General features: G+C 48.7%; 10 protein-coding genes and 2 pseudogenes. 5 read left to right on the forward strand and 7 right to left on the reverse strand.

Going from position 1 to position 12579, the window contains the following annotated elements; all coding sequences use genetic code 11:
- The first annotated feature begins 23 nt into the window (after positions 1-23).
- From ACXUPB_RS21710 to ACXUPB_RS21725, 4 genes are all read left to right on the forward strand, one after another.
- On the forward strand, positions 24-1265 hold the full coding sequence (locus tag ACXUPB_RS21710) for a CaiB/BaiF CoA transferase family protein (RefSeq protein WP_472954701.1): 1242 nt from the start codon (positions 24-26) through the stop codon (positions 1263-1265).
- Positions 1183-2859, forward strand: a complete 1677-nt coding sequence (locus tag ACXUPB_RS21715) for a GMC family oxidoreductase (RefSeq protein WP_472954702.1) — start codon at positions 1183-1185, stop codon at positions 2857-2859. Before ACXUPB_RS21710 ends, ACXUPB_RS21715 begins: the two co-directional genes overlap by 83 nt.
- Before the next feature lie 67 nt (positions 2860-2926).
- Entirely contained in the window at positions 2927-3892 is a 966-nt protein-coding gene (locus tag ACXUPB_RS21720) for a D-2-hydroxyacid dehydrogenase (RefSeq protein WP_472954703.1), read from the forward strand.
- Positions 3893-4666: 774 nt separating this feature from the next.
- A complete protein-coding gene (locus ACXUPB_RS21725; RefSeq protein WP_472954705.1) occupies positions 4667-5833 on the forward strand; it encodes a glycerate kinase in 1167 nt (388 codons plus the stop codon).
- A gap of 234 nt (positions 5834-6067) precedes the next feature.
- Here the strand turns inward: ACXUPB_RS21725 and ACXUPB_RS21730 are convergent.
- The 3 genes and pseudogenes from ACXUPB_RS21730 to ACXUPB_RS21740 all read right to left on the reverse strand — a co-directional run.
- A pseudogene (locus tag ACXUPB_RS21730) lies at positions 6068-6216 on the reverse strand (integrase core domain-containing protein); the annotation flags it as partial.
- Positions 6217-6273: 57 nt separating this feature from the next.
- A pseudogene (locus ACXUPB_RS21735) lies at positions 6274-6539 on the reverse strand (transposase); the annotation flags it as partial.
- Positions 6540-6560: 21 nt separating this feature from the next.
- Positions 6561-7196 (reverse strand): putative sulfate exporter family transporter, encoded by a 636-nt coding sequence (locus tag ACXUPB_RS21740; RefSeq protein WP_472956776.1) that lies wholly within the window; start codon positions 7194-7196, stop codon positions 6561-6563.
- A 292-nt stretch (positions 7197-7488) separates the two neighbouring features.
- On the opposite strand from ACXUPB_RS21740, the gene ACXUPB_RS21745 reads away from it, so the two are divergent.
- Positions 7489-8481, forward strand: a complete 993-nt coding sequence (locus tag ACXUPB_RS21745) for an IS30 family transposase (RefSeq protein ID WP_472954230.1) — start codon at positions 7489-7491, stop codon at positions 8479-8481.
- A gap of 9 nt (positions 8482-8490) precedes the next feature.
- On the opposite strand, the gene ACXUPB_RS21750 is transcribed toward ACXUPB_RS21745, so the two are convergent.
- The 4 genes from ACXUPB_RS21750 to ACXUPB_RS21765 form a co-directional block, all read right to left on the reverse strand.
- A complete protein-coding gene (locus ACXUPB_RS21750) occupies positions 8491-8775 on the reverse strand; it encodes a hypothetical protein (RefSeq protein WP_472954706.1) in 285 nt (94 codons plus the stop codon).
- Positions 8776-9015: 240 nt separating this feature from the next.
- Positions 9016-9360, reverse strand: coding sequence for an integrase core domain-containing protein (locus ACXUPB_RS21755; RefSeq protein WP_472956777.1), 345 nt, complete (start codon positions 9358-9360; stop codon positions 9016-9018).
- Positions 9361-9475: 115 nt separating this feature from the next.
- Complete coding sequence (locus ACXUPB_RS21760; RefSeq protein WP_472954708.1) at positions 9476-11086, reverse strand: Tn7-like element transposition protein TnsE; 1611 nt, start codon at positions 11084-11086, stop codon at positions 9476-9478.
- The gene (locus ACXUPB_RS21765; protein ID WP_472954709.1) at positions 11037-12578 is read right to left on the reverse strand and encodes a TniQ family protein; all 1542 of its coding nucleotides are present in this window, start codon (positions 12576-12578) and stop codon (positions 11037-11039) included. Before ACXUPB_RS21765 ends, ACXUPB_RS21760 begins: the two co-directional genes overlap by 50 nt.
- Position 12579: the final 1 nt, after the last annotated feature.

Raw genomic sequence — 12579 nt, forward strand, 5'->3', positions numbered from 1 at the left:
GTTTACGATTCTGGAGATTTCAAATGGGTACTCATGCTTTACCACTCAGTGGTTATTGTATACTCGACTTAACTATGGTCACCTCTGGACCAGTCGGAACCATGATGCTAGCTGATATGGGGGCCGATGTAATCAAGGTTGAACCTCTTGATCACGGCGAGCTTTCTCGCTCTATGGGAACGACGTATGTAAACGGTGAAAATCGAATGTTCCTATCTCAAAACCGTAATAAGCGCAGCATACGTATTGATTTAAAAACAAAAGATGGCCGCGAGACCTTCTTGCGCTTAGCATCCCAAGCCGATGTCATTACCGAAAACTATCGACCAGGAACCGTTGAGCGTTTAGGTATTGATTATAAAGCAGTGAAAGCAGTGAAGCCAGACATTGTATATGCCAGTATCTCAGCCTTCGGTCAAAGTGGTCCATATGCCAGTCAGCCTGCTAACGACCCTATCGTGCAAGCATTGTCGGGCCTCATGGCTATGACCGGCGAGCCTGACCGACCGCCAAGCCGAATTGGTAGTCCCTATCCTGACTTCGGGGCTGCAGCCTTACTGGCCTTTGGAGTTTCTACCGCGCTACTGCATCGAGAGCGCACGGGTGATGGGCAGCAACTTGATATTTCTCTTTTGAACGGTGCGATATTCAGTTGTATCCCGCGTGACGGTGAAACCCTAGCCACCGGAGCCGCCCCAAGCCGCATGGGAAGTGCCCATCCTACCTTTTCACCTTATCGCAGCTATCAAGGTGCCGATGGCCAATACTTCTTCTTGGCTTGCTTTACAGAAAAATTTTGGAAAGCATTATGTGAAGCTTTGGACGACCCAAGATTGAACGAAGATCATCGGTTTCGCACCAATGCACTCAGATGCGAAAACCGTGAAGTTTTGGATGCAGTTTTGGCAGAGATCTTTCATACCCAAGAAACATCGCATTGGATGGAGCTATTTAGGGAGCGTAACGTACCATCAGCTCCTATTCAGGATCTCCATCAGGCATTGACACAAGACCCACAAGTTGCTCATAACAATACTTTGATTGAGATGGAACATCCCACTGCTGGTACCGTATCCATGCTCAGCTTGCCAGTAAATTTTCATGGCACTCCGGCTCGTTATAAAACAGCCGCTCCAAGACTAGGCGAACATACCGCCGAAATATTATCTGAATATGGATTTAATGACGAAGAATGCCAGAAACTATTCACCAATTCTATCGTCGCTGGCATGGATGACGGTGAGGTTAATGGTCATGGAGTATGATTACATCATCATTGGAGCAGGTTCAGCCGGGTGTGTTTTGGCTAACCGACTGACTGAAAACTCAAATACTAACGTTTTGCTAGTTGAAGCTGGTGAGAAAGACCATCACCCGTTTGTGCACATCCCAGCGGGATTCGTGCGGCTACTCGATCACCCCAAAAAGAGCTGGCAACTACGGACCGAACCGGAAGATTCGACAGGAAACCGTGCCATTATTTTCCCCAGAGGCCGAGGTTTGGGCGGATCAAGTTCTATTAACGGTCTGCTCTACGTTCGAGGCCAGCCTGAAGACTTCAATCATTGGGAAGCTCTTGGCAACGAGGGGTGGTCATACCACGATGTATTGCCTTATTTTAAGCGTTCCGAGGACTGGCAGGGTGAAGAGGATGCCACCCGTGGAAAGGGAGGCCCTTTGACTACTGATTACCCTACGGAGCGTCCGAATTTCTGTGGGGATATTATCAAAGCAGCGCAAGAATTAGGTCTTCAGTATTACTCGGACATTAACACAGCACGGAGTGAAGCTGTAGGATATTATCAGCAGACTCGTCGCGGTCGACTTCGAATTAGCACGGCACGCGCTTATTTAGTACCAGCTATGCATCGCCCCAATCTGAAGGTAATGACTAGCATCGATGTTCATAAAATTTTGTTTAAAAACAACACAGCTATTGGTATTAAAGTTTCCAAAAAAAATCAGTACCATAAACCGTTTTATCTTAAAGCCGCTAAAGAAATTATTCTCTCTGCTGGTGTTATTGGTTCCCCTGCTATTCTACAGCGCTCAGGAATAGGTCCTAAGAATCATCTTCAGAAACTTAATATTCCAGTACTGAGAAATTTGCCCGGTGTGGGAGAAAACTTGCAAGATCACTACGTGGTCCGTATCACTTATAAGGTGAAAGGTATTCAGACCCTCAATGAGCGATCCCAAGGCTTAGGATTATTTAAGGAAGTTGCTAAGTATATTTTTGAAGGCACTGGCGCTTTAACCTACAGTGCAGCGCTTTTGGGAGCTTTTGTTAAAGCAAACCCTCTCAGTAGTACTCCTGATACACAATTTGTTATTTCACCAGGTAGCTTTAAAAGTGGCCGTTTAGGTGAGTTGGATGATTTTCCAGGGCTGACCTGTGGCTTTTGGCAAATGCGGCCATCTAGTCGCGGTAATGTACATTTGGCTGATCCTAGCCCATTAACTCCTCCGAAAATCCATCCTGGCTATCTTACTACCCAGGAAGATCGGGACGCTGTTATTACTGGACTGAAGTATGCCCGTCGACTTTGCCAAACCGATGCACTGTCTGCGTACTGTGAACAAGAAATGATTCCAGGTATATCAGCATGTTCTGATGAAGAGCTATTACAATATGCTCGCACCAATGGGTCAACCGTATATCATGCTGTTGGTACCTGCAAGATGGGCGTCGATATTGATGCTGTGGTGAATTCCAAGTTAAAAGTTCGTGGCATAGAGGGCCTGCGGGTTGTGGATGCTTCCATTATGCCGAATATCACATCAACCAACACTAATTCTGCTACTATTATGATTGCAGAAAAAGCCTCTGATATGATTTTGCAGTCAATGAATGAATGACCATTCTGCTTCGCCTGACAACAAATTTGTCTTATTGCCCTTTACTTAAACAAATCGGAGGATATCAATGATTCATACTTTAGTGTTTCTGGACAGAGCCACATTGAAGGATACCGTCAAGCTGCCGCCGCTTTCTTTTAAGCATAATTGGGAATGCTATGAGTCCACTCCACCTGAAAAAGTTTTGTCTCGCCTTAGTGAAGCAACCATCGCTGTTGTCAACAAGGTCAAGCTAACTCGCGAAATTCTTGTGGAGTTACCCAATTTACGTTTTATTTCTGTAGCCGCTACTGGCACGGACAACATCGATCTAAATGCCTGCAAGGAACTTGGTATAGCTGTCTCCAATATTCGTGATTATGCTATAAACACAGTCCCCGAACATACCTTTTCTCTTATTTTAGCATTGCGCCGCAACCTTAGAGGTTATCATCTTGATGTAGCTAGAGGAGAGTGGCAAAGGGCGGATCAGTTCTGTTTTTTCAATCATCCTATCAATGATTTATCTGGACAAACATTAGGAATTGTTGGCAGTGGCGCCATTGGCCAAGCTGTTGCTGACCTTGCTGTTTCATTTGGCATGAATGTTATATTTTCTGAAAAAAAGGGCGCGCATCAAGTTAGGTCAAGTTATACTGCTTTTGATGATATGCTGAGATGTGCTGATGTAATCAGCCTTCACTGCCCGCTTTTACCGGAAACACGTAACTTATTTGCCGATGAAGAGTTTGACAAAATGACACGTCAACCTATCGTTATCAATACCGCTCGGGGTGGCTTGATCGACGAGGCCGCTTTGGTAAATGCCTTGAAAACTGGAAAAATCGCAGCGGCAGGCATGGATGTGGCTGAGACTGAACCCCCCAAGCCAGATAATCCTCTTTTATGCCTCATGGAGTTTCCAAACTTTATCCTGACTCCTCATATTGCTTGGGCTAGTCAACAGGCAATGCAAACACTCGCTGATCAATTGGTAGTTAATATCGAGGCCTTTGTGAGTGGTCAGCCAAGGAATTTGGTAATTGTCGACTGATGAGATAGCTTTAAAGTACTTTTAAATGCGTTATGCTTTTTTATAAACTTAGTATTTCATATACTATTTTTAATGAAAACTAATTTCCACATGTTAATTTCTTTCGCGAATTAGATTCCTTGTTTTCATCTATTAATGGATTGCTTAGTCGTACTCACGGATCTATAGGTATAAAAGTACATTAATAATATTTTTGTGGTCGTTACATCCGCTATATTGCCGGGTCTATAAGCGGGAGCTAAGGTCAGCTGTAGACTGTTTTTCGCCGCAATAATGTCCTTACTTATAGACTCTTATTTTACACTTTGGCTGATGTTCCTAGAAAATGCGTAACATGATTTTGAGATTGGCGACGTCCGATAGGTGTGTCGCCGTCTAATCTAATTGTGCCGACTTATAATTTCAAAACAAAGCAGGCTTTTGATCTTAAGTCACAAGCATTTAAAAGCTACAAAGTAGCCTCTGCGAATCTCCAGCTAGAGAATCTCCTTTTCACTTTGGTGCGCTGTAATGAGATTAATATTTCTGGCATTTTCTGGTCACTGTGGACAATGCTCTTAATCATGTCAACCATGATTGCCCATGTGCAATATCACTTTTGTGAAGTACAGCATGCCCCGAGTGTCTTTAATACCTAATTCTTCCCTAAATGATATTTTACATTCCATTTATATACCAGCTTGCATCTTTTCGCCCTATTCCTCCGTGCCCGTCACGATGCATCTCATAGCACAGACCATGGGGGCTGAATTCAATCATAAGACAGAGGTTTAAATGAAACTCATCATTGCACCCGACAGCTACAAAGACGCCCTCCCTGCTGGCCAGGCCGCTCAGGCCATCGCCGAAGGTCTGCGTCGCGCCCTGCCTCAAGCCGATCTCGTCATCTGTCCGATGGGCGACGGCGGTGAGGGGAGTCTGGACGCTTTATTGGAAGCGACAGGTGCCGAGCTTCGCCGCCACGTGGTACAGGATGCCCTTGGCCGGCCGACCCTAGCCAGCTGGGGGTGGAATCCCTCCGACCAGATCGCCTATGTGGAACTCGCCGAGGCCAGCGGCCTGCAGGCTCTAGCGGCACAGGAGCGCTCGGCGCTGCACACCTCGACATATGGCGTCGGAGAACTAATCCGAGTCGCTCTAGATGTTGGCGCTCAACGACTCCTGCTGCTGCTTGGCGGCAGCGCCACCAACGATGCCGGGGCGGGTATGCTCACCGCCCTGGGTGCGCGATTGTTGGATGAAGAGGGTACCCCATTATCTCCCGGCGGCGGCGATTTGGAACGTTTACATACCCTCGAATTCTCGGGTTTGGACCCGAGACTCCGTCAACTTCAGGTTCAGGTTGCCGTAGACGTAGACAATCCCCTAACAGGCCCGCGGGGTGCCAGCGCAGTATTCGGGCCCCAGAAGGGAGCCAGTGACGGTGACGTGGCCAGACTCGACGCTGGCTTGGCGACATTCGCCGGTCATGTTAATCAGGCCCTGGGGCAGGATTACCGCCAAACGCCAGGCGCCGGGGCCGCCGGAGGTGTGGGCTTCGCCGCCCTTGCACTACTGCAGGCGGAATTGCGCCCGGGCATCGAGCTCATTATGGAGCATGTGCGTTTCGAAGAGCTGTTGAAATCCTCGGATCTGGTGATCACCGGCGAGGGGCGATTAGATGCCCAAAGCCTCGCAGGTAAGACACCAGTCGGTATAGCCCGTGCAGCCAAGCGCTTCGAGATTCCTGTTGTGGTGCTGGCTGGCAGCCTGGACCAAGGCTGGCAAGAAACCTATGCGGAAGGAGTAACAGCGGCCTTCACCCTCACGGACCGTCTCATGAAGCTTGAGCAGGCGCTGCCTCGCTGTGCCGAACTGCTTGCCGATCGAGCGGAATCTATCGGTCGACTCATTCAGGTGAAGTTAACAAATTTGGTGGAATCCCAACGCGTTGACAAGTGAGTGGTCAACCATGTTAGCTCTCACACTCCTTGGCCTATCAGTTTCAGGCAGTATGTAGTCGAACTGAAGTGGTTATCGAAATCTGGACCAGTCGCTAATACTATTGTGTCATAAGTTGACCCTCGCCCTCTCAGGGCCGGTTATGGATGGAAATTCCGGCCGAGGTTAGCCAGCCCCACGATGAATGGCGACTGACCTGATTGTCCTCCTGCCGCCAGGCCTTGATCCTGTTGCATGCATCGTCCAACGATAGGAAATAATAGGGTATTAAGGCATTCCGCCCGGAATTTGCCATTGAAGGATTCTACAAATGCATTTTCCGTTGGCTTGCCAAGACGACTAAAGTCTAGCGTCACGTCCTGCTCGTAGGCCCAGCAGTCAAGCCCGTGTGAGAGGCACTCCGGGCGAATGCGCCAGCTGCCGCTTTCGCGAAGCGCTCAGAGCTTTTTTGAAAGGACATCTTGCAGTATCGCCTTGTCCAGCGAGAGGATCGGCCGTCAATTGCGTGACCTTGCGGTTCTCGTCCTCCAGCTGCCTCAGGCGGCGCAGCTCCGAGGATCCCCAAGCCGCCGTACTTCTTGCGTCAAGTATAGCGGCTCGAATTGCTGACGCCCATCTTGCGATACACTTCCGAGATCGGAGTGGCCTACTCGGCTTGCTTGAAGGCGAAGGCGATTTGCTCCTTGGTAAAACGCGATTTCTTCACGGCACGACCTCCAGTGAGGCTTTACTCAGTGTGTGCCGGAAATTCCAGTTTTGCCTGTCCAGTATTCGGAGAGACGGTCACATATAACCGGCCCCCCACGACCTGGGCCACGTTGTGAATGGTGCTTCCAAGAAAGATGCCCGCCTGAGTATTTGAGAGCTCCAGGCCCCCCGCTATTAGCGGATAGATCACCATCGCCATCGTCGAGAGCGTTGTCACCCTGACCACTATATGGGTAGTGTTGCGCTCGCTGTTCTCATGACTAGTTATTACCGCCGACAGAGCCAGGGCCGCCGACGCACCGCAGATGGCGACGGCGCCATCGGCCAAGAGCCCGAGATCTCGAGGCAGGCCCAGCACTCTGGCAAATAACGCCCCAGGACGATGACCAATGCCACCGAACCGATCACCGTGAGTAACGGGCCCAAGCCCCAGATCTCCCACCTGTGCAAGCGTCATTCTCGCGCCCAGCAATACCACTCCCAAGCGAAGCTCCGTGCGTGCAGCGAAACCGATGCCCTCTCGGCAACGGATCTCTTCACTGAGAAAGTGCAAGGTCATGCCGAACAGCAGCGCATAGAGCAGTGTCGGATCACCATAATGGCAGCAATGAAGGTTGTCGACTAGGTAAGGTGACGCAGACCAAACCAGGCTCAGAAACTATATTCTCAATTTCATCCTGGCGCATTTTTTACTTAACAGAGTACGACAATATATTCTTCAACTTCGAGCATGCTTCTACAATGTGTTCCTCGCATGCGCAGCACCGTTCAGAAAAAGCATCATTGAAGACCCTGAAGTCACCATCCTCGGTTTGCAGCGCGATGCGAGCTTGCTTATCGTAAATCCTGGATTCATAGAATAAGCGCAGCACTTTGGATCACAAGGTAGAGGCAGGAGGGCCAGCGCCGGTACCCTCTCTGCCTTACCTACCAAAGTGAAGCAGAGCATGGGATACCGACAACTGACCCCAATCCAACGATACCAAATTTTTGCCTATCTTGAGACCGGCATCAGCCAGCGACAGATCGCCCAGGCCATTGGTGTCCACAGCAGCACCATTAGCCGCGAGATAAAACGTAACGGTCTGACCCGTGGTTATGCGCCTGAACAGGCCCAATTGGTAAGTGATCAGCGCCGACGCACCGCCTGGAAAGTGACTAAACGACTACCCAGCCTGGTTCGCTGGGTCACTGGCCAATTGATGGACGAATGGAGCCCTCAACAAATCAGTGGTTTTATGGCCAATGCCAACGGAGTCTGCGTAAGCCATCAGTGGATCTATGCGTTAATCTGGGACGACAAGAAGCACGGTGGAACCTTATGGAAACGGCTCCGGCTGCCACGCCAGCGGCGCTATCAGCGCCAATTGGCTAAGCGGGCGGGGTTAGGCAAAATCCCGCACCGAGTAGGCATCGAGCAGCGCCCTGCCAAGGTGGAAGAACGGCGCCATATCGGACATTGGGAAGGCGACACGGTGCTTAAGGGCCACAAAGAATCCGGGCTGGTGACCCTGGTCGAAAGACGCAGTGGCTACCTCTTGGCAGCGCGGCTGCCAACAATCACCGCCACTAGAACGGCACAGGCGATGACGCGGTTATTGGCACCACGCCGAGGGGCAGTGCACACCATCACTTTGGATAATGGGTCGGAATTCGCCGAGCATCGGAAGGTTGCCAAGTCCGTCTCGGCCAAGATCTATTTTTGCGACCCGTACCGCTCATGCCAGCGTGGTACTAATGAAAACACCAATGGTCTGATTAGGCAGTATTTTCCTAAAGGTACTGACTTCCGCAAAGTGACCAATGCCGAGCTACGAAGAGTCGTCAATAAGCTAAACGATAGACCAAGAAAGCGGCTGGGATACCGAACCCCAGCCCAGGTGTTCTTAGGTGAATACTCAGGAGCGCTAGAAACCGCAGGTGCTGCACTTATTAGTTGAATTCAGGATTCAAACAGGGCTTTTGACCTTGAGGCATAAAAACTTGGTAGTTAACGATAGAACGCTTCTGCCTCCATAATAGCCGGAGATTCGTTCCCGTGCCTGATTCACCAAGTCGGTTATGTTACTTGAACTAACCACGTCAATATCATTAAACACCTCAAGCACTGGCTGATATCTAGGGAAGCCTTTTTCTTTTTCGAACTTTGTTAGTAAATTACGCGCGATACTGAAGTGACCGCCGGCTTGAGCAAGCGCCAACTTCTGTTTATCTATGTCGGGTGATGCGAGCATCTCACAACAGCTTTTTCCTTTTCTAACCATTGATTTAAAAACTGGTGAGCACAAAAATCAAAAGTTCGATTTGTCACGCAATTCCTAAAATGCTTAACAGCTTATTAGTGCGCGTATGTGTTTTTCAGGTAACCACCATCGGTAATTTTCAACCCAGTTGTCCAAATGGCTGCTCTTAAGCAGCCTGTTTATTACGCTCGATTTCGTGCATTTTTCCCGGGTTGAGCGACACCAGGCCGGTTACCTCCCAGTTTCGAGCCCTGCCCGATCAGCGTTGCGGGTATCGGCGCTTCGCGCTTTCATATACCGCTTTGCGGCGCGCCAAGCGCTCTTGGTCCATGCCTCGAGCCGATCCGCTGGCGTGACATACTGGATACCACTGTGCAGGTGCTGCTCGTTGTAAGCGCGTTCGAACGTTAGCAGCCATTCCAGTACCGCGCTCAGCGATGCAAAGCCATTTGTGGGCCATGCCGGGCAATATTTGACGGTGCGGAACAACGCTTCCGAGTATGGGTTGTTATTGCTCACTCTCATGGCCGATTCATGATGCTTAATCGGCCAAGGTACTAAGTTATTTGCTAGGATGTCAGCATCAAAATTAAGTCAGGATCTCATCATGCGAGCCATTGATGATAGCCTTTCCTACCTACTTCTCACGCTTTGGCATGTTCATCCCTGCTGATCGGCGTATAGATTTTAACTAGTCCATAACTGAATATATGCGATCTGCCCAACGTTGCAACGAATTCGGTTCTAAAAATTCTTTGTTGTCTGAGGTTGTTCTAGGATGAGGAATACGTCTGTAGTAATAAGGAAAATCATCGTTAAGGTGTGTTGTTGGCCAATTCAATGATTTGTATAGTAAATTTTTCTCTAAGGTGGTTATTGCAGCCTCCCAATTGAAATATGAAGAAGGTTGCTTCAAGAGCAACGTCGACAGCCGATTCTTATTATCTGATGTATCAACCTCTAAAAGTGCATAGTTTCGACCATGCTTGCTAAACAGGTAAAACGATACACACCGGTGTTTACCATCCTCCAGTAAATGTTTAGAGTAACCTGGGATCTTCGGCAACTTTCTTATGCACCCAGAAACCTGCTGACACCCCTTAATTTCGAGCAGTTCAACCATGGCAGCAAACGCTTCAAATTTTTGAGTGTACAGATGCAGGTCATCACTTTGATCCTCAATGGCATTAAACCCGCCCGCTGGAAAATCCCCACGAATGGTGGGTTCGTCGGTACTGATTTCTGCTTGTTCATTACCCGGTTCAATATCTGCTTCACTCCCTTTTCCAACACCCGGCCTCCGGCGGTCGTTAGAGGCTTTACGAGTGGTCTCAACAGGCTCGGAAAATGACAGTACCACCGTTGGAACATCCAAAATGTGTTCCTTTGAACCAACAGTTGGAAGCTCATCATCATTAATCATTGACTCATTTTCAGGCACTGCTGGTTCTTGAAAGTATCCACCGTCACCTGCCTGATGTTCTACAAATTTGGGATCAATGAATTTAACGACTTTTGAGCTTCGGGGAGTCAAATTCTCAACGCTGTATACCTCATACACAAAGAATGCGTGAGACTCTTTGTGGTACTGCCCCCGTACTGAAAGCTCCACGTTCGCTAATGCTGGAGGGTCAAATCGGAACTTCCAGTGCCTGTGGCCATGCACCTCTTCCCCTTCTATCAATTGATGCTGAGAAATGCTGCGGAAAGACCGGCGAGCTTCCTCATCTAAAAGAATCCAAGCCAAAACTCTACGCTGATTGTTGTTACCACGAGCCTTTAGAGGAAGTGTGCTTGTTGGCAGGATATGGATTTCTGTTTTGCCTGGCTCATCGCCCAGCTGGATATCGAACTCTTCCTCCAATCCATTAGGTATCATTGCTAGTCGAGTAATGTAGGAGTAATGAAAAAAGAGCACACGAGCCAGCTCTATCTGAGGGAGAAAAAATTCGATACCGTCGTATTCAAAACTGAAACACCACTGATCTCGATCTTCTTGTTCACTCACGTTCTTGATCGGACACTCTCGTACCCTACGATGCAACCATGCAGTAGCGTCTTCAATGTGTATCGTCCAAGGATACCCAGCTGGTTTGAAGTGCTCCGTTGCGTTTAGAACCCGTCGCCTAGTTATTAATGCCAGCTGTGAAATATTGAAGGTCTCTTTACTCTGGCCAGGAACCAGTTTGACGTTAATGTGCCAATCTGAACCACCTAGACGCCTATAAACCGAACCGATTTCTTTAATCCGACTATTGTCCGTGATTCCCTTGATAGATGGTGGTGATTTCTTTGAGGCCATTCAAATAGTCCCATGCTTCATTGGTAAGCCGTACTTCACTAAGCCCGGCAACTCGTAACATGCGCCAGCGAGGAGGACTCTCAAACTTATCCAGGAGCTCATCCCACGCATTCGACAAACGCCGAATTTGGTACTGAGCCACGGTTTCAGAGTATCGCATCAAAAGCCGTCTAGTTCGGGGCAACAGATGAAGCTTCTTTTCTAAAGTGGAGCTCTTTCCCAACTGTTTAAGCAGGAAAGTTCGTGAGTGCCGGGGCCCATACGTATGTGCTCGTAAAAACAGTAGAATCTCTCGTAATTTAGCCAGGTAGTACTGGTCTCGCTGTTCCCAGTCAATTCTGGGTTTTCTGACTGTCGTATTTACTCGTTCCCGTTCACTGTTCACTCGTTTTAGCCAAAACCGATTATAGCGGTACAACCTTGCATAAAGTGCCGGTTTGGCAGACCTAGATTTTTTCGGCGGCCACTCCTCAAGCATTTTCATCCAAACTAATTGATCTTCTGTTAAATCTAGCCTGGTTTCAACGGTATTCCTTTCTGCCATTACCACTGCGGGCTGCATCGGCAAACTCCTCACACGGTCAATAATCTCATCAACACACCAGGGCTCTCGCAATAACGCTTCATGAACAATAATGTGTTGAAGATAACTAAAGGATGTTCGGTGTTTTCGGAATAAGGCTTTAAGCCACAGGTTTTCCGCCTGACTCTCTACCCCCAATCCGTATCGCTGCAAAAAATTTGAAGGCCAACTGGCTGATACAGCTTCAGAGATAGCAGCATGATCAATCTGGGCCTGTCCGCGAATATAACCATACTGTTGGGCCAGCCAGAAATAGTGGTGAGACCACTGGTCGAAACTCGGAGAGGTATCTGGGTTTTGCTGCAGTAGTCGTCGAACCTGCTCCAAAATTCTCGTTGACTGGCCATCAGTCGTTTTCTGGGAAAATAATGGGCACACTTCAGGCGATGCTGCATGATAGTGGTGGCGATCTATTAAAGGGCGAGTAATCGCGGTATTAAGCAACTTTCCATGTCTTTCACAGCACTCCACTCCGGCTATTTGCCATTCTTTCTGCCAAAAATACTCGCCAAAGGTACGTCTTTGCTCTCTCAGGCATCCAGGGCAATACCGAACGTAGTCAGGTACTTTCACAAGTGATGCCGTTACGCCCATCGACAGGTGTACTGCACCCCGGGACTCACCAGCCATCCATGCCAGACATCGTTTACGGCGTTCTTCAGGGATGAATGGGGCATACAAGGGGAATAAAGTATGGCGGTAAGCAATCGTTTCGACGGTATAGCCAGACGGTAACCAACGCGACACTCTTTGCAGCTGGTTTGGCAAATCCAACGTTGCGATAACTTTGCGGTTGCCATAGATTTCATCCAGCAATTCTTTAGGGCTAATAATCCCCTCCCGAATTCCTACCCTGGCTACTGTGCTGTATATCAACTCTTCAGGGTATGGAGTCGGGAAGTTCAGCATG

This window comes from Vreelandella sp. DA03-1M, assembly GCF_055725665.1.

Coding starts and splice junctions, on each gene's coding strand:
- ACXUPB_RS21710 (WP_472954701.1), top strand. CDS start 24: ATGGGTACTCATGCTTTACCACTCAGTGGTTATTGTATACTCGACTTA.
- ACXUPB_RS21725 (WP_472954705.1), top strand. CDS start 4,667: ATGAAACTCATCATTGCACCCGACAGCTACAAAGACGCCCTCCCTGCT.
- ACXUPB_RS21745 (WP_472954230.1), top strand. CDS start 7,489: ATGGGATACCGACAACTGACCCCAATCCAACGATACCAAATTTTTGCC.
- ACXUPB_RS21765 (WP_472954709.1), bottom strand. CDS start 12,578: ATGCTGAACTTCCCGACTCCATACCCTGAAGAGTTGATATACAGCACA.
- ACXUPB_RS21715 (WP_472954702.1), top strand. CDS start 1,183: ATGACGAAGAATGCCAGAAACTATTCACCAATTCTATCGTCGCTGGCA.
- ACXUPB_RS21720 (WP_472954703.1), top strand. CDS start 2,927: ATGATTCATACTTTAGTGTTTCTGGACAGAGCCACATTGAAGGATACC.
- ACXUPB_RS21760 (WP_472954708.1), bottom strand. CDS start 11,086: ATGGCCTCAAAGAAATCACCACCATCTATCAAGGGAATCACGGACAAT.
- ACXUPB_RS21750 (WP_472954706.1), bottom strand. CDS start 8,775: ATGCTCGCATCACCCGACATAGATAAACAGAAGTTGGCGCTTGCTCAA.